The sequence below is a fragment of the Allobosea sp. P1_B10 genome, assembly GCF_056406735.1.
Window position 1 is genome coordinate 1 of sequence record NZ_JBFTZP010000010.1, and the last position, 19598, is coordinate 19598.

The window sequence follows — 19598 nt, forward strand, 5'->3', positions numbered from 1 at the left end:
GGGGCAGGGGCAGTCGACATGCGCATAGTGGCGCGCTGCCGTCTCGTACTCGACGTGCGCCGTCGAGATCGTGATGCCGCGGGCCTTCTCCTCAGGCGCCTTGTCGATCTGGTCGTACGCCGTATACGACGCGCCGCCAGACTCAGCCAAAACCTTCGTGATCGCAGCCGTCAAAGACGTCTTGCCATGGTCGACGTGACCAATCGTACCAATGTTGCAATGCGGCTTCGTGCGCGCGAATTTCTCTTTGGCCATGACACCCTTGCCCTCGAAGACGGCCACTCCGGGCCGGAAAACGCGGTCGCATTAGGGGGTTTTGCAAGCAGATGCAAGATATGGCTGGCGCGGTCACGCAACGACCTCAGAAAACGCCTCCCGTCATGGGCGCGTCGCGTGTGCGCGCCAAGACGGGAGGAGGCCAGTATTCTGGGCAAAAGCTAAGATTGTCGGGATTTGCAGCCTCTACAAATTAACGGGCGCGTGGCATATCGCGGCAGGCTTTCGCTTCGGATAACAACATGTCGCGTTCCATCTCGTCGCTACCTTCGAAGCTCCTGCTCGCCGCATCGATCGTCCTGCTCGCGACCGCCCCGGTGCAGGCCGGCCTGCTCGACGCCCTGTTCGGCAGGCCTGCAGGGCCGATGCGCCAGATCGAGCCCGAGCCCGACCCGCTGAGCGTCACGGTGCGCAAGAAGGCGAGCCGGAAGAAGCTCGCCGTGCCCAAGGAAGCACCGCCCGTCGCACTGCAGAAGTCCACCCTCGATCCGGCGACCGATCCCTATTGGTACCTCAAGGACGAGACCCTGCGCCGCGGCGACATCGTCGTCCTTCCCGACCGAGTCCTCGTGCTGCGCGAGAGCGGCTCCACGCTCCGGCCCAGCGCATTTGAGGACATCAAGCGCAGCGCGAGCATTTCGAATCGCGAACGCACCCGCATCCTGTCGATGACGCAGATCCAGGCGGGCGCGATGCCGAAATACAAGATCGTGCCGGATGCGGCGTTCACGGCCAGCGCCACGGCAAGTCAGATCGACCGCAGCGCCGTCCCCGTCATCATGCCCTGAGGCGGGCGCTGCCTGCCGCACGCATCACTTCGCCGCCGAACTCTTCGGCGCACTGGACACCCCGAAGACGCGGCGATAGCGCGCCACGGCATCGGCATCGCCAGAGACCTTTTCGGGATTGTCCGAGAGCTTGACCGCCGGCCGGCCGTTGGCCTTGGAGACCTTGCAGACCAGCGACATCGGATCGAGCGCGCGCGAGCCGTCGGGAGAGCAGCCGACGAGATCGTTGGTCAGGTCGGTGCCCCAGCCGAATGCCATGCGGACCCGGCCGTCGAAATGGTGATAGACCCGCTCGATCGCGCCGACATCGAGCCCGTCCGAGAAGACCAGCAGCTTCTCCCTGGGGTCCTGCCCACGGTCCCGCCACCAGGCCATGATCTCCTCGCCGGCTTCGATCGGCGGTGCACTGTCGGGCCGGAAGCCGGTCCAGTCGGCGACCCAGTCCGGCGCATTCCTGAGGAAACCCGTGGTGCCGAAAGCGTCCGGCAAGGCCACCAGCAGGTTGCCGCCATAGACCTGGCGCCATTCGTCGAGCACGCGATAGGGCGCACGCAGCAGCGCCTCGTCGGTGTCGGCAAGCGCGGCCAGCACCATCGGCAGCTCATGTGCGTTGGTACCGATCGCCTCGAGATCGTTGTCCATCGCCAGCAGGACGTTGGATGTGCCGGTGAAGGCCGGACCCAAGCCCTCCTTCAGGGCCTGGACGCACCAGCGCTGCCAGAGGTGGCCGTGGCGCCGGCGTGTGCCGAAGTCGGAAATGCGCAGATTCGGCAGTTTTTGCAGCCGCTCGACCTTGTCCCACATCTTGGCCTTGGCGCGGGCATAGACGACATCGAGCGAAAAGCGCTTCTGGCCGTTCATGACGCGGCGCGCCCGGAGCTCGTTGATGATCGCGAGCGCCGGCACCTCCCACATCGTCGAGTGGGTCCATGGCCCCTCGAAATGCAACTCGTACTGACCGTCTACGCGACGCAGATCGTATTCGGGCAGGCGGAACTCGGCGAGCCAGGCGATGAAATCCGGCGAGAACATCTGGGTCTTGCCGTAAAAACTGTTGCCGGCCAGCCAGATCAGCTCCTTCTTCGAGAAGCGCAGCGAGCGGGCATGATCGAGTTGCGCACGCAACTCGTCCTCGTCGACGATCTCCGCCAGCCGGATGTGCCTTGAGCGGTTGATCAGCGAGAAGGTGACCTGGACCTCCGGATGGAAGGCCCGGATCATCTGCAGCATCAGGAGCTTGTAGAAGTCGGTATCGAGCAGGCTGCGGATGATGGGGTCGAGCCGCCAGCCGTGATTATAGGTTCGCGTCGCGATATCGGTAACGATCATGGCGGTGGCGTCGGGTCCGGTGACAGGGCTCGGTTGTGACAGGACTAGGCGAGATCGCTAGGATTTGACAGCCTCGCTTCAGGCAGGCCGTCAGCATCGCTAACGCATGGGGACTGGGAGCGTTGACAGGTCCAGGCAACTCGGCAAGGAGCACGAAGACGGTGCGCAGCCTTGCGCGGGACGTTCGGGAGCCGGATTTGGACTCAGTTTCTCAAGACCCCCGCTCGCAGGACGCCCAGCGTTTCATCGCCCGCATCCGTGACCGCGAGGCGGTGCTCGGCATTGTCGGGCTGGGCTATGTCGGCATCCCGCTGGCGCTCGCCGCGTTGCGGCAGGGCCTGCGCGTCGTCGGCTTCGACATCAATGCCGCCCATGTCGCCGAGATCAACGCCGGATCGAGCACGTTCAGGCACATTCCGATGGAGCTGATCGCGCAGAGCAGCGCCACCGGGCGCTTCGTCGCCACCACGGATTTCAGCCGCATGGCCGAGCCGGACGCCCTGCTGATCTGCGTGCCGACACCACTCTCGCGCCATCGCGAGCCGGACCTGTCCTATGTCCGCCAGACGACGGAGGCGATCGCCCGAACGCTGCGGCCGGGCCAGCTGATCGTGCTGGAATCGACGACCTATCCCGGCACCACCGACGAGCTGATGCGGCCGATTCTCGAGGAGACGAGCGGGCTGAAGAGCGGCCGCGACTTCTTCCTCGCCTATTCGCCGGAGCGCGAGGACCCCGGCAACGCCCATTTCGGCACCTCGGACATTCCCAAGGTGGTCGGCGGCGACGGCCCCGACGCGCTCGCCATGGCCGATGCGCTCTACAGTGCCCTCGTGGTCAGGACAGTCCCGGTCTCCTCGACAGCCACGGCCGAGGCCGTGAAGCTGACCGAGAACATCTTTCGCTCGGTCAACATCGCGCTCGTCAACGAACTGAAGCAGGTCTACGCGGCGATGGGCATCGACATCTGGGAGGTGATCGACGCCGCCAAGACAAAGCCCTTCGGCTTTATGCCGTTCTATCCCGGCCCCGGGCTGGGCGGGCACTGCATCCCGATCGACCCGTTCTACCTGACCTGGAAGGCGCGCGAATACGACATCGCGACCCGCTTCATCGAGCTCGCCGGCCAGATCAACACCGACATGCCCTATCTCGTGGTCGACCGGCTGGCGGAACTCGTCGATCGCGAGCTCGGGCGCAGCTTCAGCGGGGCAAAAATCCTCGTGATCGGCCTCGCCTACAAGAAGAACATCGAGGACATGCGCGAGAGCCCTGCCCTCAAGCTGATCGAGTTGATCGAGGCGCGCGGCGCCACCGCACTCTATCACGACCCCTTCATCCCCGAGATCCGCCCGTCGCGGAAGCACGGCGCCCTCGCGGCCCGCGCCAGCGTCAACCTCGATTCAGCGACGCTCCAATCCGTCGATGCCGTGCTGATCGCCACAGATCATGACGACGTCGACTACGGGCTGATCGTCGCCCATGCGAAGCTCGTGGTGGATACGCGCAATGCCTGTGCACGGCATGGCCTTGCGGCGGCGACCATCTTCAAGGCTTGATAGGGCCATGAGCAGCGCCGAGCCTATCTACGATCTCGCCGTCATCGGCGGCGGCATCAATGGCTGCGGCATCGCCCGCGACGCCGCCGGGCGTGGCGCCTCGGCCATCCTGTTCGAGCAGGACGACCTCGCCAGCGCAACCTCGTCAGCCTCGACCAAGCTGATCCATGGCGGGCTGCGCTATCTCGAGCACTACGAGTTCCGGCTGGTGCGCGAGGCGCTGATGGAGCGCGAACGGCTCTGGAAGATCGCTCCGCACATCATCTGGCCGCTGCGTTTCGTCCTGCCCCATCACGCGGGCCTGCGCCCCGCCTGGCTGCTGCGGCTGGGCCTGTTCCTCTACGATCATATCGGCGGGCGCAAACTGCTGCCTGCGACGAAGACGCTCGACCTCGCCGAGGCGCCCGCCGGCCGGCCCCTGAAAGACGACCGGGCAAAGGCCTTCGAATACTCGGACTGCTGGGTCGAGGACGCCCGGCTCGTTGTGCTGAACGCGATCGACGCGGCGGTGCGCGGCGCTGTCATCCGGACCCGCACGAAAGTCGTCTCGGCCGACCGCGAAGGCGACCTCTGGCGCATCGTCACGGAAAGCGACAGCGACCGCGAGGCGGTGCTGGCGAAGGCACTCGTCAATGCAGCCGGCCCCTGGGTCGGCGAGGTGCTCGGTGGGATCGTGCGCTCCAACACCAAGGCGGCGGTTCGCATGGTGCAGGGCAGCCATATCGTCGTGCCAAAACTCTACGAGCACGACCGCTGCTACATCTTCCAGAACGCGGACGGCCGCATCATCTTCGCGATCCCCTATGAGCGCGACTTCACGCTGATTGGGACCACGGACCAGGACTATCGCGGCAAGCCCTCCGAGGCGAAGGCGTCTCCTGCCGAGATCGATTATCTCTGCGACGCGGCGAGCGAGTACTTTCGCGACCCGGTGACGCCCGATCAGGTCGTCTGGACCTACTCCGGCGTCCGCCCGCTCTATGACGACGGCGCCTCCAAGGCCCAGGAGGCGACGCGCGACTATGTGCTGACGCTCGATGCGCCCGAGGGCTCGGCGCCGCTGCTCTCCGTCTTCGGCGGCAAGATCACGACCTATCGGCGCCTGGCCGAATCGGCGCTGGAGAAACTCGCGCCTCACGCTGCCTGGGCGGCGCGCGCACCCTGGACGGTCGATGGCACGCTGCCGGGCGGCGACTTTCCGGTCACGGGTTTTGAGGCGCTCGTAAGCGAGATCGCGACGCAGAACCCGTGGCTGGCGCGGCCGACCGTGGCGCGCTGGGTGCGCGCCTACGGTACACGGACGCGCGACCTCCTTGATGGTGCCACGGGCCCGGCCGATCTCGGCTGGCATTTCGGGGCTGACCTGTACGAGCGCGAAGTGCGCTACCTGATGCGCGCCGAATGGGCGCGTCGCGCTGCCGACGTGCTGTGGCGGCGCAGCAAGCTGGGCTTGCGCCTGACGCCCGAGCAGCACGAGGCCCTGGACGCCTTCATGCAGGCAGAGCTCACAGCGACAGTTTGAGCCAGGCCGGCAGCGTCGGCCAGGCCGCTGCGCCCAGCGACAGCACGGCCAGCGCAACCAGCAGCGTGCCCAGCAGCGGCAATACGGCCCGGAACACGGCGCTTGCCGGCACGCGCGTGATGCCGCTGACGACATAGACGAGGATACCCAGCGGCGGCGTCAGCCCGTGGATCATCAGGTTGACCACGAGGATGACGCCGAACTGGATCGGGTCGAGCCCCGCCGCGATCGCGACCGGCAGAAGCAGCGGCGCCAGCAGCAGGATCGCCGCGCCGATGTCGAGGAACAGCCCGGCGACCAGCAGCACCAGATTGGCCAGCAGCATCACCGCATAGGGGCCGCCGCCGAGAGAGGTCACCAGACCCGCCATCTGGTCCGAAATCCGGTCGAGCGCGAGCAGGAAGGCGAAGGGCGCAGAGGCGCCGATCAGCATCCCCACCGCCGCCGCCTCGGTGGCCGATTTGCGCAGCGCGCTGAAGACGGACGCGGCAGTGAGGCTGCGCAGCGCGAGGCAGGTGACCAGGGCATAGGCCACCGCCAGCGCAGACGCCTCCGTAACCGTGACCACGCCGAAGCGGATTCCCACGACCACGACGACGCCGAGTCCAATCGCCGGGAGCGCGCCAACGAAGGAGGAGACACGCTCCTGCGTGCTCGCCTTCGGTGCGCTATCGACGACGTCGCGGACGCTGAGGTGGATGCCGATCGCGAGCGCCACCGCCAGCACACCGCCAGCCACGAAGCCGCCGACGAGCAGCGAGCCGACCGAGAGGTTGGTCGCCGTCGCCAGGATCAGAAAGGCGATGGAGGGTGGGATGATGTTGTCCAGCATCGACACGCCGGCCACGATCGCCGCCGCATGGGCCGGCGGATAGCCGCGCGCCACCAGCGTCGGGGCCATCACCTTGGCCCCGAATGCCGCATTGGCGACGGAGGAGCCAGAGGCGCCTGAGAACAGCACGCTTGCCACCAGCGCGGTCTGCGCCAGCCCTGCCCGCATATGCCCAACCAGCGAGGCGGCAAAGCGCACCAGCCGCTCGGCAAGTCCGCCACTGGTGAGCAGCTCGCCGGCCAGCAGGAAGAATGGAATCGCAAGCAGCAGGAACTTTGAGACGCCCGACACCGTGTTCTGGACGATGGCCGGCTCCGGCAGCATGCCGCCAAAGGCGCCGCTAAGCGAAACGCCGGCGAGCAGCACATAGGGCAACGGTGCGCCAAGCAGCAGCCCGACACCGGCTGCAGCGGCAGCGACGAGGCTCGGCGCCGCGAGATAGAGGCCGGTGGACGACTGCGCCGCCATATACAGAGCGACGCCCAGCACCAGCGATGCCAGCGCCGATGCGAGCGAGCGGTCGAGCGCGGCCCGCCAGAGCACGACAAGCACGGTGAGGCCGCCGCCGACCGCAAAGGCCCCGAAGCGGAGGCTCTCGGGCAGGCCGAGCACGGTCGAGGTTCCGCCGATCATGGCGGCAACGCTCGCGCCGCCCAGCGCCAGCACCAGCGAGCCATGCACGGCGACAGCGTCGGCAAAGATCGCCGCAATGCGCTGGCCTCGCTCGGGCAGGAGCCGCACGATCACATCGAGCCGCATCGCGAGCGCACTGGTCGCGGCAAGCGGCGCCCCTACCGCGACGAGCGCAACGTTGAGCCAGATCGCCAGTTCATCCGACCAGACCAGGCCTCCGCCAAAGACATAGCGGCGCAGCACTGCCAACATCACCACGACGAAGAGCCCGGCGAGGATAATTGCGCCCAGGATCTCGAGCGCGGCGACCAGTCTGCCGAGTGCCGCGGACGACCGTGTCGGCAGGGGCGGTGGCTGGGTCGATTGGGACAGGCGGATCGGATCAGGCATGGTGTCGCTGCGGCGGCGGGTCCGTCGTCGATAGCGTCAACCGGCCCGCTCTGCCATCTCCTTCACGGCTCGAATGCGAGCCCGCCGCCGTTCGCGGTCGCCGTTCCGGCTTGTCTCCGAAGGGAGATGGCGGCAAGAGCGTCTCGCAAACATGGGCCATCCCGGCGCGGATCGATTCGTCGCCCTGCCCTTCTGGAGTGAAAGCCGATGAGTGAAGTGCTGAAAGACGGTCGTCCGCGGATCGCCATCACCTATTGCACCCAGTGCAACTGGCTGCTGCGTTCCGCCTGGATGAGCCAGGAACTGCTGCACACCTTCGGCGCCGATATCGGCGAGGTCGCCTTGCGCCCGGGGCTGGGTGGCGTCTTCCAGATCCACTACGACGACGTTCTGATCTGGGATCGCGTCGCCGAAGAGGGCTTTCCCGACGTCAAGGCTTTGAAGCAGCGCGTCCGCGACCGGCTCGACCCGACCCGCGACCTCGGCCATCTCGACGGCGCTGGACGAAAAGCCGTCTGAGACCCCACAGGGCGCCGAGGCGGGCATTCCGCCGACATTGTCAGCGCGCCGTGATCTTCAGGCGCGCTGACGTCCTATCGCGACAGATATCGCTAAAATTCGCGCTGCGAATGCCGCAATCGCAGGATTTTCCGTTGCGAAGGGGGCATTGCGCCCATGCCTTGTCCCGGAAGACCCGCTCGCAAACCCAGCCAACCAGACCGGCAAAGGCCATCCCCAGGCTCACAGCAATCGTCAACAGCATCATGTCCCTTACCGATACGAGGCGTCTATTGCGTCGGGGGTAGAGCTGCTTTGATCGAGCGCAAAACCGACTGGCTATAGAGGAGAAGATTCGCGATCAGCCGACAGGCGGCCGGAGGCGCGTCGCCGCAATCGCGGCAACGGCGTCAAAAATTCAGCAGGACTGGTTGGAGAGTTTGGAGCGGGTACAGGGAATCGAACCCTGGTATTCAGCTTGGAAGGCTGCTGCTCTACCATTGAGCTACACCCGCGACCGGCGCCAAATTCCCTGCGGACCGCCCGGAAGTCAAGCCGTCCCAGCTGAACGTTTTGCTGAAAAGAAGCTTGTGACCAGATTGCCGAAGGTCGGCGTTTCAGCCTCTCGACTGGCAGCGTCCCCGAAAGGACGGCCAGAAGGAGGGATGGTGGGGGAAGCAGGACTCGAACCTGCGAAGGCATAGCCAGCGGATTTACAGTCCGCCCCCTTTGCCGCTCGGGACATTCCCCCGCCCACGCCTCGCCGACACGAGGTCGGCGGGCACCGCCCGGGTCACTTGCGTGCCGGGCGACTGGCGTGGGCGGACTTATGGTGACCGAGCATTTGCCTGTCAACCCTTACGCCGTCTCACGATCGCGCCCTGCACCGATACGTTCGAGGAGGAATTCCGCCCGTTCCGGGACATCCAGCAGCGGTAGCAGGCATGATTCATAGCCATAATCGCGATAAACAGCGATCATCGCCTGATAGGTCCGGCAGGCCTCGTCAAAATCCTGCCGGCGTTCGGCATCATTTTCGTAGATTGTGCGCCACGGTGGAGCGACGAAGATCTCGCGCCGATAGCGCAGCCGTTTCGCTGCCGCATCGAGGTGAGGTGGAATGGCGAGATCGCAGAGTCGCAGGTAGCCGATGACGTCGGGCAACCCGCGATCGAAGACCACGGGGCCGGACAACGCGCCCGCTGCCTCATAGGCCTCGACGTCCAACGCGGCCATCATCTCGGCGAAGAGGCGCGGTCGATCCAGGGCAATCCGGCCCCGCCGACGGCACGCTGGTCCCGGATCACGGCCCGCCCAGCTTCCGGCGAGGTCGCGAGGCCGCGTCGCGCCAGTTCGGCAATGAGCGTGGTCTTTCCGGCGCCCGGCCCCCCGGTGACGATCACGAATCGCTCGCTATCGGTCATGCCTGTCTCCCTGTAGGTTCGACGCGTCTGCAAGCTGCCTCGCCGCGTCGATTTGCGGGTTTGTGCCCGGCACACGCGCGTGCGCACTGGCCAAGCGCCGATAGCCATGGCAGGGCGTAGCCCTTGGTTCCCAGGAGATCATCGATGCCCGCGCCGTTCCGCCCCAAATCCGGAAAACCATCCGGCTCCCATGGCGGCCGGCCGCAGCGCCGCGCCGATGGCACCCTCCCTCACCGTCCCGGCGATATCGACGAGGCCGTGCTCTACGGCGTGCACCCCGTCATCGAGGCCCTGCGCAATCCCAAGCGGCGCCATCGCCGCCTGCTCGCCACCGAGAATGCTCTGAAGCGCCTGACCGACGAGATCGGCGACCTGCCTGTCGAGGCGGAACTGGTGCGGCCCTCGGAGATCGACCGGCTGCTGACGCCCGATTCCGTCCATCAGGGCCTTTATCTGGTCTGCGATCCCCTGCCCTCGCCCGATCTCGACAGCCTGCCCGACGACGCCATCGTGCTGGCGCTCGACCAGATCACCGACCCTCACAATGTCGGCGCGATCCTGCGCTCGGCCGCGGCGTTTGCGGCCGCGGCGGTGATCGTCACCATCCGGCACTCGCCGGCCGCAACCGGCGTGCTCGCCAAATCGGCATCGGGCGCGCTCGAGCATGTGCCGTTGATCGCAGTGCGCAATCTCGGCGATGCCCTGGACCAGCTCGGGAAGCGCGGCTTCCAACGCATCGGCTTTGATTCGGATGGCGACGTCGCCTTCGATGAAGTCGAGTTGCGTCGGCCGCTCGTGATGGTGATGGGCGCCGAGGGCAAGGGCCTGCGCCAGCGCACCCGCGAACTCTGCGACCAGGTCGCGCGCCTCGAGGTGCCCGGCACGATCACCAGCCTCAACGTTTCCAACGCGACCGCGATCGCGCTTTACGCTGCCAGCCGCCGCCGCTGACGCAGGTTTCCCGCTCCAACCCGCCACGCCTCGCGCCAACGGGTTGGAGCGACTGAAGTATTGGCCGCAGATCGGCCAATAACGCGCTGCCTCACGCGCGCGAAACTCCAATCAGCCCTTAGTCGTAAGACGAACGATGCAAGACCAAGTGCCTGATTGCACAATCGGGCATGTCAGCGCAATCGTCTGCGCCAGACTGGAATGCTGGGTTTTCCCGCTTTCCGGCGTGATTGGCATCGTCCGTCAGAAAACGAGCCAAAGCGAGCAGGTGGCCTGGATCGTCCGGCTGCTGGGGATCGAGCAGGGGAGAACGCGCAATGAGCGTGGCATCAACACATTCCGAAGTGGGGGCGGCACACCGCCCGATGACCAAAGAAGAGAAAAAGGTCATCATTGCGTCGTCTACCGGTACCGTCTTCGAATGGTACGATTTTTATCTGGCCGGCTCTCTCGCCGCCAACATCTCGGCTAACTTCTTCTCGGGTGTGAACCCGACCGCGGGCTTCATCTTCACGCTGCTGAGCTTCGCCGCCGGTTTCGCGGTTCGTCCGTTCGGCGCGCTGTTCTTCGGCCGCCTGGGTGACCTGATCGGCCGCAAATATACCTTCCTCGTCACCATGATGGTGATGGGCATCGCGACCTTCGTCGTAGGCCTGCTTCCTGGCTACGCCTCGATCGGCATCGCAGCGCCGATCGCCTTCATCTGCTGCCGCCTGCTTCAGGGCCTGGCGCTCGGTGGCGAGTATGGCGGCGCCGCGACCTATGTCGCCGAGCACGCCCCGCAGAATCGCCGCGGCTTCTACACCTCCTTCATCCAGATCACGGCCACCTTCGGCCTGTTCCTGTCGCTGATCGTCATCCTGGCGCTTCGCCTGAGCATGTCGGCTGCCGACTTCGCAGCCTGGGGCTGGCGCGTGCCGTTCCTGCTCTCGATCCTGCTGCTTGGCGTTTCGATCTGGATCCGCCTCCAGCTGCAGGAATCGCCTGCATTCACCAAGATGAAGGCCGAGGGCACGCTCTCGAAGGCCCCGCTCAGCGAAGCCTTCGGCCAGTGGAAGAATGCCAAGATCGGCCTCATCGCGCTGATCGGCGGCACCGCCGGCCAGGCCGTCGTCTGGTATGCCGGCCAGTTCTACGCGCTGTTCTTCCTGACCCAGATCCTCAAGGTCGACGGTACCACCGCCAACGTCCTGATCGCTGCCTCGCTCCTGCTCGGTACGCCGTTCTTCGTGTTCTTCGGCGCGCTCTCCGACAAGGTCGGCCGCAAGCCGATCATTCTCGGCGGCTGCCTGATCGCGGCGCTGACCTTCTTCCCGCTCTTCACCGCCCTGACCAAGGTCGGCAATCCGACGCTCTACAATGCCCATGACAACGTGAAGGTCGTCGTCACTGCCGATCCCGCGACCTGCGGCTCGCTGTTCGACCCCGTCAACGTGCGGACCTTCACGTCGCCTTGTGATGTGACTCGCCAGGCGCTGGCCCGCTCCTCGCTGAACTACCAGCTCGTCAACGCGCCTGCCGGCACCCCCACGACCGTCACCATCGGCGGGAACAACGTGGCGGTGAGCCCGACCTTCGCCGCCGACAGCCTCGCAGCCGCCCAGGCCGCCGGCTATCCCAAGGCGAACGACCCGAAGATCGTCAACGTCACCAACGGCCTGAACGCCCAGTTCTGGTCGATGATCGGCCTGCTCTTCATCCTCGTGATCTACGTCACGATGGTCTACGGCCCGATCGCCGCGATGCTCGTCGAACTCTTCCCGACCCGCATCCGCTACACCGGCATGTCGCTGCCCTACCATATCGGCAACGGCTGGTTCGGCGGCTTCCTGCCTCCGACGATGTTCGCAATCGTGGCCTCGACCGGCGACATCTATTCCGGCCTCTGGTACCCGGTCACGATCGCCCTGATGACCTTCGTCGTCGGCCTGATCTTCCTGCCCGAGACCAAGGATCGCGACATCTACAAGTCGTAACGCAAGCCGCCGGCGCCTTTGCGCCCGGCACGGAGGCCCCGCCCTCGAGGCGGGGCTTTTCTTTTGAAGGGCGGTGGACCTTGCTCTCGGCGCGATGGGCTGATAACCGCTTCGTCACACAGTGGGGCGCCGGCGTAGCACAGCGGTAGTGCAGCGGTTTTGTAAACCGAAGGTCGGGAGTTCAATCCTCTCCGCCGGCACCACCCCCCGACATCCGAGATCGCTCCGAGATACAGACGCCGCGCCGCTCGCCGCAGCCTCGCGCTGGCGCGCAGGCCCCGTCCGGAGCCTCTAACCTTCTTCGAACTGCAAGGCAGGGTGAGCCGGAGCGTGGCCGGCCTCGAAGATCTGCGCCGCGTATCTGCGGTAGGACTCACCGATATGCTTGCGCATCGCCTCGCCGGCGCCGTCAGGGTCTCGCGCCCGGATCCGGTCGAGCACGGCCGCATGGTCGGCGCGGCGGATCTCGATGTTGCTGCGGTCCCCGCGGTCCTTGTCACGCATGCTCTTGATCGTACTGAGCAAGGGGCTCGACACGAATTCGAGAACCGACAGGAACAGGTGGTTCTGGGCCGCGGTCGCGATGGCGATGTGAAATGCGAGGTCGTGCGCGGCGCTCTCGGCGCCCCGGTCGTCCGCCTCGTTCATCGCCGCCGCGGCGGCCTCGATCCGCGCCAGGTCCTCGGCAGTGTGGCGCAGGCTGGCGAGCTGGGCTGCCTCGACCTCGAGCCCGAGCCGCAATTCCAGAAATACGAGGATCGAGCTTTCGGAGGCTGCGATCTCAGCGCGGCGCAGGCGGAAAGAATCCTGTTGATTGACGAACAGGCCCAGGCCCCGCCGGCTCTCGACAAGACCGTCGGCCTTGAGATAGGCGATCGCTTCTCGAACCACGGGCCGGCTGACCCCGAGCTGTCTCGCCAGCTCCGTCTCGGACGGCAGGCGCGCACCGGGCTGCAATTGCCCCTTCTGGATCGAGCGTGCCATGGCGGCTGCTGCGTCGGCGGCGAGATTCGGTCGTGATCCGATAGATGACAGCAACATGGCGCCCCCGCGATCTCCGATTCTGGCACGCTGTCAGTTGTTTGACAACCTGACAGGCGTCCCATTATCTGGCCGGGAATGGCGCCGCCGGGCAACGCGAAGAGCGCGCTTCAACGACTGGAGGAACCGTATGACCAATCTCACCCGCCGCACCGTTCTTGCGTCCGCCGCAGCCGTATCGGCCGCTGCGATGGGGATCCCGGCTCTCGCCCAGGACGTGAAGACAGCAAAGCTGGGGCACTCCTTCGCGGATTCGCACCCCCGCGCAACGGCGATGAAGCGCTTTGCCGAGGAGGTCGCCAAGGCCACCAATGGCAGCGTCAAGGTCGAGGTCTTCAGCAACGCCACCCTCGGCTCCGAGGAGAAGATGCTGATCGCCGTCCAGTCGGGCACCGTCGACTTCTACATGGGCGCGCTCTCGCCTATCGCGACGCGCAAGAAAGAGTTGCAGATCTTCGACTTCCCTTTCCTGTTCTCCAGCGATGCGGAGGCCGCTGCCGTCCTCGACGGACCGGCCGGCAAGCGCCTGCTCGACAATCTCTCCGACATGAACATGCAGGGCCTGGTCTGGGCCGGCGGCGCATTCCGCAACCTGTCCAACAGCAGACGCCCTGTGGCGTCGCTCGCCGACATGAAGGGCCTGAAGGTCCGCGTCATGCAGAGCCCGATGGCGCTCGCCAGCTTCAATGCCATGGGCATGAACGCCGTGCCGATGGCCTTCACGGAGGTCTACACGGCTCTGGAGACCAAGGCGCTCGACGGCTACGAGCACCCCTTCGTTGACATGTACGCCAACAAGATGTTCGAGGTCCAAAAGCACCTGACCGTCACCAACCACGTCTATACGCCGGTGGCGCTGGTGGCCTCGAAGCGCTTCTGGACATCGCTGAGCCCGCAGCAACAGGCCGCCGTCCAGGCAGCCGCCGAGTCCACGCGCACTTTCCAGCGCGAGGTCGAATTGCGGGAGGCCGGCGAGGTCCTGAAGGAGTTGCAGGCCAAGGGCATGGTCGCGACCGAGATGCCGGCTGCCGAGCTCGACGCCATCCGCAAGGCGATCCAGCCCGTCATCGAGAAGAACACCGAGGTCATCGGCGCCTCCTTCGTCAAGGACTTCTACGGCGAGATCAATAAACAGCGGAAATGACCGGCCGCATTTGCAGGCCCGGCGAAGCCGGGTATAGCGCACGCCCATCAACAAGCATCGAATTGGGAGTTGAAACGATGATTGGTACTTCTGTGACGCGATCCGGCTTCATTGCCGCCCTTGCCGCGACTCTGCTGGCCTCCACGGCCGCCTTCGCCGAGGTCAAGGGCAAGGTCGGGCACGCGATGCCCGATACCCACCCGCAGGCCACCGCGGTGAACAAGTTCGTCGAGCTCGCCAGCACCTACACCAACGGAAACGTCAAGCTTCAGGCATTCCACTCCGCCATGCTCGGCAGCGACGAGAAGCAGTTGCAGGCCGTCCAGGCCGGCAGCCAGGAACTCTACATCGGGACGCTCGCCCCCCTCTCGACGCGCGTGAAGGAAGTCCAGGTCTGGGACCTGCCGTTCCTCTTCCAGAACACCAAGGAAGTCTACGCTGTTCTCGACGGCCCCTCGTCGAAGCTGATTTTCGAGAAGATCGCCCCGAGCGGACTCGTCGGACTGACCTGGACGGGAATGGGCTTCCGTAACCTGTCCAACAGCCGCCGTCCGGTGAAGACCGCCGCTGACGTGAACGGCCTGAAGCTGCGCGTAATGGCCAACCCGGTCGCGCTCGACACCTGGAAGAGCATCGGCTCCAACGCAGTCCCGATGGCCTTCTCGGAAGTGTTCACCGCGCTCGAGGTGAAGGCTCTAGACGGCCAGGAGAACCCGCTGCAGCACATGTACGCGAACAAGATGCAGGAGGTGCAGAAGCACATCTCGCTGACCAACCACGTCTATACGCCGGTGGCGCTTGTCGCTTCCAAGAAGTTCTGGGACAGCCTGAAGGCCGAAGACAAGGCTGGCCTCCAGAAGGCCGCTGACGAGGCCGGGCTGCTGCAGCGCAAGCTTCTCGACGAAGGTGACCGCGAGGTGATCACCAAGTTCAAGGAAGCCGGCATGACCGTCGACGAGGTCTCGACCGAGGAACTCAAGAAGATCCAGGACAAGGTCCAGCCGGTGATCGAGAAGTTCAAGGCGCAGATCGGCGACGAGTTCGTCTCCGGCTTCATCGCCGAGATCGCGAAGGTCCGCGCTTCCAACTAAGTCGACATCGCGATGCGGCCGGCCTTTGCCGGCCGCATCCGCGTTCTCGCCGGCCAGCCAAGGGCCGATCCCGTCGCACGCCGGTGAGGTGAGCCAGATGAGCAAATTGCTCGATACAATAGTGGGCGGGTTCTACCGCCTGATCGAAATCATCCTCGTGCTCTGTATGAGCGTGATGTTGGTCATGGTGTTCGGGAACGTCGTCCTGCGGCTGTTCTTCAACACCGGCATCGACCTCTCGGAGGAGATCCCGCGCTTCGCATTCGTCTGGATGACGTTCCTGGGCGGCATCATCGGCCTTCACCGCCGCAGCCATCTCGGCGTCGACATGGTGGTCCAGGCGCTTCCGGTCTTCGGCCGCAAGGTCTGCTGGGCGATCAGCCAGGTCATCATGTTCGTCTGCGCGCTGTTCATCTTCTACGGCACCTGGATGCAGCACGACATCATCGCCGGCAATGCCTCGCCGGTCGCGCAGCTCAGCATGCTCTGGGTCTACGGCGTCAGCTATGTCACCGGCATAGCCATCGCGATCATCTGCGCCGCCAACCTGATCCGCCTGGCGCTCGGCAAGGTCCCCGACAACGAGTTGATCGACGTCCACGAGGAAGGCCTCGCCGAAGGGCTCGAGGCCGAGCGCGACCTGAAGACGCCACACATGGCCGGAGGTGCCAAGCCATGATCGTTTTCGTCTTCATCACCTCCCTGCTGGGCCTGATGGCGCTCGGCATGCCGGTCGCCTTCGCGCTGATCGGCTGCGGACTCGCCATGATGGCCTATATGGGCATCGACGATCCGCAGATCGTCATCCAGAACATGTGGGACGGCGCCAACAGCTTCCCGCTGCTCGCAGTCCCCTTCTTCATGCTGGCCGGCGAACTGATGAATGCAGGCGGCATGACACGCCGCATCATCACGATGGCGATGGCCTGGATCGGCCATATCCGCGGTGGCCTCGGCTATGTCGCGGTGATCGCCGCCGTGATCATGGCGTCGCTCTCGGGCTCGGCTGTCGCCGACACCGCCGCGCTCGCCTCTGTCCTGATTCCGCTGATGCGCAATGCCGGCTACGACATCAACCGCTCCTGCGGCCTGATTGCCTGCGGCGGCATCATCGCGCCGGTGATCCCGCCCTCGATCGGCATGATCATCTTCGGCGTGACCGGCGGTGTCTCGATCACGAAGCTCTTCATTGCGGGCATCGTGCCCGGCATCATGATGGGCGTCGCGATCATGCTGGCCTGGCGCTGGAGCATCATCCGCGACAAGCCCCGCGTCGAGCCCAAGCGGACGATGCGCGAGCGGATGGTCGAGACGCGCAACGCGCTCTGGGCCATGGTCCTCCCGGTGGTCATCATCGGCGGTCTCAAGGCCGGCATGTTCACGCCGACCGAAGCCGCCGTGATCGCAGCCGCCTATTCGCTGTTCGTCGGCCTCTTCATCTATCGGGAGATCAAGTTCTCGGACCTCTTCCGGCTGATGTATCGCGCTGCCGAGACCACCGCCGTGATCATGTTCCTGGTTGCCGCGGCCGGCGTGTCGGCCTGGCTCATCACGACGGCCAATATCCCGCAGCAGGTCGCCGACATGGTCGCGCCCTTCATGGGCAACAAGATGCTCATGACGGCGGTGCTGATGCTGATGGTGCTGATCGTCGGCACGGCGCTCGACTTCACACCGACCGTGCTGATCATGACGCCTGTGCTGATGCCGGTGGTGAAACAGGCTGGCATCGACCCGGTCTATTTCGGCGTGCTGTTCATCATGAACAACGCCATCGGCCTGGTCACGCCGCCGGTCGGCACCGTGCTCAACGTCGTCTGCGGCGTCGCCAAGGTCCCGATGACCGGTGTCATCAAGGGCGTCATGCCCTTCATGATCGCGCAGATCACGGTCCTCGTCCTGCTGGTGATCTTCCCGCAGATCGTGATGTGGCCTTTGGCGATGATGTCACGCTGAGCGCAGCAAGTACCGGCGAGGCGTTCCTGCCGGAATGCCTCGCCGAGCGGCATGGACTGGTCCCGGAGATCGTGGCATCTGGCGACGCAGGGTCGGCCGCCGACCTCTCCGCTGCCGCGCAGCCTGCCTCATGCGCGGATGATTGGCCCGCCCGACCTCATGCCGAGGATTCATGTCGATCAACCAAGACCGCCTCTGGAATCGCATAGAAGCGCTGTCGGCGATCACCGAGCCCGATCGCCCCTGGACGCGCCGTGCCTTTACCCCCCGCTTTCTCGAGGGCCGTGCCTGGCTCGAGGCCCTGTTCCGCGAGGCCGGTCTTGCGACAACCATCGATGCCGGCGGCAACCTTCTCGGACGCCTCGACGGCACCGAGCAGGGCCTCAGGCCGATCCTGATCGGCTCTCATTCCGACACCGTCCCCTCCGGCGGCCGCTATGACGGCATACTGGGCGTGCTCGCAGCGCTCGAAGTCGCACAATCGCTGATCGAGAGCGACAGGCGCCCGCGCCACCCGATCGAGGTCGTCGATTTCCTGGCCGAGGAACCAAGCGACTTCCTGACCCTGTCCTGTATCGGCAGCCGCGCCATGAGCGGCGCCCTCACTGACGCGCACCTGGCCTTTCGCCGCGCTGACGGCATGACGTTGCGCGAAGGCATCGCCTATGTCGGCGGCCGCCCCGATGACATCGCCGGCACGGCGCGTGGGCCGGGCTCGATCGCGGCCTATGTCGAGGTCCATATCGAGCAGGGCCGCATTCTCGAAAACGAACGCAAGCCGATCGGCATCGTCACCGACATCGTCGGCATCCGGCGCGAGCGCATCACCGTCACCGGTCGCGCGGACCACGCCGGCGCCACCCCCATGCCGTTGCGCAGCGATGCGCTGGTCGGCGCCGCCAGGCTGATTGAGCTCGCCTACCACAAGGCGATGCGGACCTCGGGCGAAGCCCAGCCGTTGGTCGCGACCTTCGGCAAGATCGACGTTTCGCCCAACGCCGCCAATGCCGTACCGGGCGAAGCCGTGCTGACGCTTGAAGTCCGTTCCGGCAACGAGGCCGCCGTCCGCGCCTTCGGCGAGACCCTTCTGAAGGAGGCTCGCCCTGCTCTCGACGCGCTGCGTGTGTCCGCACGCGCCGAGCCGATCAGCCATGTCGCGCCGGTAGCCTGCGCCCCCGCCATACGCGCGGCGATCGCCGAGGCGTCCCTCTCCTTCGGCATGGGCACACGCGACCTGCCGAGCGGAGCCGGTCATGACGGCGTCTTCGTCTCGCGCATGGGGCCTGTCGGAATGATCTTCGTGCCCTGCCTCGAAGGGCGCAGCCATGCACCGGAGGAGTTGATCGAGCCCGGCCAGGCCGGGGACGGTGCCCGCGCCCTGCTCGGCGCCGTGGAACGTCTCGACGAGAGGCTGGACTGACGGCTGGAGCCGGTTGCTGGTCCTAATGGGATGCCATAAGGGGAGCGCCGTAAACCGTTGAATCGGGCCTGCTCCATCTATCGCTCGCGCGAGCCATTCACCTGTCGCCTAGGATGATCTAGTCCTTGGGAAAGCCGGTTTAGCTCAGCGGTAGAGCAGCGGTTTTGTAAATCGAAGGTCGGGGGTTCAATCCCCTCAACCGGCACCACCCTCTCCCCGCCTGGCCCGGTCCAGGCCTGCTCATGCGAACGTGGCCCGCGCACCCGTGATCGACGCATCGGTTGGACAGAAGGCGATGGACGAGGACAGGACGGCGACCCTTCTCGCCCTCGCGGAGCGTTGCGAGACCGCCCGGAAGCCCGACCGCGCCCTCGACGCCGACATCTACGAGGCGTTGGGCTACACCGTTCGCCGCAAGCCGACCCATCTCGTCAGCCGCCGCGCGCCGGCGGGTGGCATCTACCAGCAGGGCGCACTGTGGAAGGCGCTCGGGCTCGTCAGCGGGGACATCGATGTCGCCGTCGCAATCCTGCGCCAGAAGGCTCCCGGCTGGAACTGGAGCCTGCAATGTCTGATCGGCGAGGATGTCGCCGCCTTCCAGGCAATCGTGGCCGAATGCCCGGGCAATGGCGTGATCGGCTCGCTGGCGCTCTGCGCCGCTATGCTGCGGGCCTTCGCACGACGCGAGGATGCACCGTGACGATCGCACGGCCCCCGCGGACGATCACGCAAAGTTGACCATGCGGCATCACGTCATGGTTGAACGCC

General features: G+C 65.6%; 17 protein-coding genes, 4 tRNA genes and 1 pseudogene. 14 read left to right on the top strand and 8 right to left on the bottom strand.

Features of this window, described 5'->3' with window-relative positions; genetic code table 11:
* Positions 1-255: GTP-binding protein (locus AC1D2L_RS19300; RefSeq protein ID WP_476847521.1), on the bottom strand; the 255-nt coding region annotated here is incomplete at its 3' end.
* 263 nt (positions 256-518) lie between these two features.
* Here AC1D2L_RS19300 and AC1D2L_RS19305 point away from each other — a divergent pair.
* On the top strand, positions 519-1064 hold the full coding sequence (locus tag AC1D2L_RS19305) for a hypothetical protein (RefSeq protein WP_476847522.1): 546 nt from the start codon (positions 519-521) through the stop codon (positions 1062-1064).
* Between the two features lie 24 nt (positions 1065-1088).
* On the opposite strand, the gene pncB is transcribed toward AC1D2L_RS19305, so the two are convergent.
* Positions 1089-2393 carry a nicotinate phosphoribosyltransferase gene (gene pncB / locus AC1D2L_RS19310; RefSeq protein ID WP_476847523.1) on the bottom strand — a complete coding sequence of 435 codons (1305 nt, stop codon included), beginning with the start codon at positions 2391-2393 and terminating at the stop codon, positions 1089-1091.
* A gap of 197 nt (positions 2394-2590) precedes the next feature.
* Between pncB and AC1D2L_RS19315 the strand changes: the two genes are divergently transcribed.
* Both AC1D2L_RS19315 and glpD read left to right on the top strand, forming a co-directional pair.
* On the top strand, positions 2591-3952 hold the full coding sequence (locus AC1D2L_RS19315) for a nucleotide sugar dehydrogenase (RefSeq protein WP_476847524.1): 1362 nt from the start codon (positions 2591-2593) through the stop codon (positions 3950-3952).
* A gap of 7 nt (positions 3953-3959) precedes the next feature.
* Complete coding sequence (gene glpD / locus AC1D2L_RS19320; protein WP_476847525.1) at positions 3960-5474, top strand: glycerol-3-phosphate dehydrogenase; 1515 nt, start codon at positions 3960-3962, stop codon at positions 5472-5474.
* On the opposite strand, the gene AC1D2L_RS19325 is transcribed toward glpD, so the two are convergent.
* Complete coding sequence (locus tag AC1D2L_RS19325) at positions 5458-7329, bottom strand: TRAP transporter large permease (protein WP_476847526.1); 1872 nt, start codon at positions 7327-7329, stop codon at positions 5458-5460. The two genes, glpD and AC1D2L_RS19325, sit on opposite strands and share 17 nt — an antisense overlap.
* A 207-nt stretch (positions 7330-7536) precedes the next feature.
* Between AC1D2L_RS19325 and AC1D2L_RS19330 the strand changes: the two genes are divergently transcribed.
* Positions 7537-7848, top strand: coding sequence for an Rdx family protein (locus AC1D2L_RS19330; protein ID WP_476847527.1), 312 nt, complete (start codon positions 7537-7539; stop codon positions 7846-7848).
* 40 nt (positions 7849-7888) lie between these two features.
* On the opposite strand, the gene AC1D2L_RS19335 is transcribed toward AC1D2L_RS19330, so the two are convergent.
* From AC1D2L_RS19335 to AC1D2L_RS19350, 4 genes and pseudogenes are all read right to left on the bottom strand, one after another.
* On the bottom strand, positions 7889-8095 hold the full coding sequence (locus AC1D2L_RS19335) for a hypothetical protein (RefSeq protein ID WP_476847528.1): 207 nt from the start codon (positions 8093-8095) through the stop codon (positions 7889-7891).
* Between the two features lie 173 nt (positions 8096-8268).
* Positions 8269-8342, bottom strand: a tRNA-Gly gene (locus tag AC1D2L_RS19340).
* Positions 8343-8493: 151 nt separating this feature from the next.
* Positions 8494-8578 (bottom strand) — tRNA-Tyr (locus AC1D2L_RS19345).
* A gap of 107 nt (positions 8579-8685) precedes the next feature.
* Positions 8686-9359: pseudogene (locus AC1D2L_RS19350) on the bottom strand (AAA family ATPase).
* A gap of 36 nt (positions 9360-9395) precedes the next feature.
* On the opposite strand from AC1D2L_RS19350, the gene rlmB reads away from it, so the two are divergent.
* From rlmB to AC1D2L_RS19365, 3 genes are all read left to right on the top strand, one after another.
* The gene (gene rlmB / locus AC1D2L_RS19355; RefSeq protein WP_476847529.1) at positions 9396-10202 is read left to right on the top strand and encodes a 23S rRNA (guanosine(2251)-2'-O)-methyltransferase RlmB; all 807 of its coding nucleotides are present in this window, start codon (positions 9396-9398) and stop codon (positions 10200-10202) included.
* 365 nt (positions 10203-10567) lie between these two features.
* The gene (locus AC1D2L_RS19360; RefSeq protein ID WP_476847530.1) at positions 10568-12178 is read left to right on the top strand and encodes an MFS transporter; all 1611 of its coding nucleotides are present in this window, start codon (positions 10568-10570) and stop codon (positions 12176-12178) included.
* A gap of 128 nt (positions 12179-12306) precedes the next feature.
* Positions 12307-12381, top strand: a tRNA-Thr gene (locus AC1D2L_RS19365).
* An 88-nt stretch (positions 12382-12469) separates the two neighbouring features.
* Here the strand turns inward: AC1D2L_RS19365 and AC1D2L_RS19370 are convergent.
* Positions 12470-13219 (bottom strand): FadR/GntR family transcriptional regulator, encoded by a 750-nt coding sequence (locus AC1D2L_RS19370; protein WP_476847531.1) that lies wholly within the window; start codon positions 13217-13219, stop codon positions 12470-12472.
* Between the two features lie 130 nt (positions 13220-13349).
* Between AC1D2L_RS19370 and AC1D2L_RS19375 the strand changes: the two genes are divergently transcribed.
* From AC1D2L_RS19375 to AC1D2L_RS19405, 7 genes are all read left to right on the top strand, one after another.
* A complete protein-coding gene (locus tag AC1D2L_RS19375; RefSeq protein WP_476847532.1) occupies positions 13350-14363 on the top strand; it encodes a DctP family TRAP transporter solute-binding subunit in 1014 nt (337 codons plus the stop codon).
* A gap of 77 nt (positions 14364-14440) precedes the next feature.
* Positions 14441-15454 carry a TRAP transporter substrate-binding protein gene (locus tag AC1D2L_RS19380; protein WP_476847533.1) on the top strand — a complete coding sequence of 338 codons (1014 nt, stop codon included), beginning with the start codon at positions 14441-14443 and terminating at the stop codon, positions 15452-15454.
* Between the two features lie 97 nt (positions 15455-15551).
* The gene (locus AC1D2L_RS19385; protein WP_476847534.1) at positions 15552-16133 is read left to right on the top strand and encodes a TRAP transporter small permease; all 582 of its coding nucleotides are present in this window, start codon (positions 15552-15554) and stop codon (positions 16131-16133) included.
* A complete protein-coding gene (locus tag AC1D2L_RS19390) occupies positions 16130-17410 on the top strand; it encodes a TRAP transporter large permease (protein WP_476847535.1) in 1281 nt (426 codons plus the stop codon). Before AC1D2L_RS19385 ends, AC1D2L_RS19390 begins: the two co-directional genes overlap by 4 nt.
* Positions 17411-17582: 172 nt before the next feature.
* Positions 17583-18830, top strand: coding sequence for a hydantoinase/carbamoylase family amidase (locus AC1D2L_RS19395; RefSeq protein WP_476847536.1), 1248 nt, complete (start codon positions 17583-17585; stop codon positions 18828-18830).
* A 133-nt stretch (positions 18831-18963) separates the two neighbouring features.
* Positions 18964-19038: transfer RNA gene (locus AC1D2L_RS19400), tRNA-Thr, on the top strand.
* 87 nt (positions 19039-19125) lie between these two features.
* Complete coding sequence (locus AC1D2L_RS19405) at positions 19126-19530, top strand: hypothetical protein (RefSeq protein ID WP_476847537.1); 405 nt, start codon at positions 19126-19128, stop codon at positions 19528-19530.
* The last annotated feature ends 68 nt before the right edge of the window (positions 19531-19598 follow it).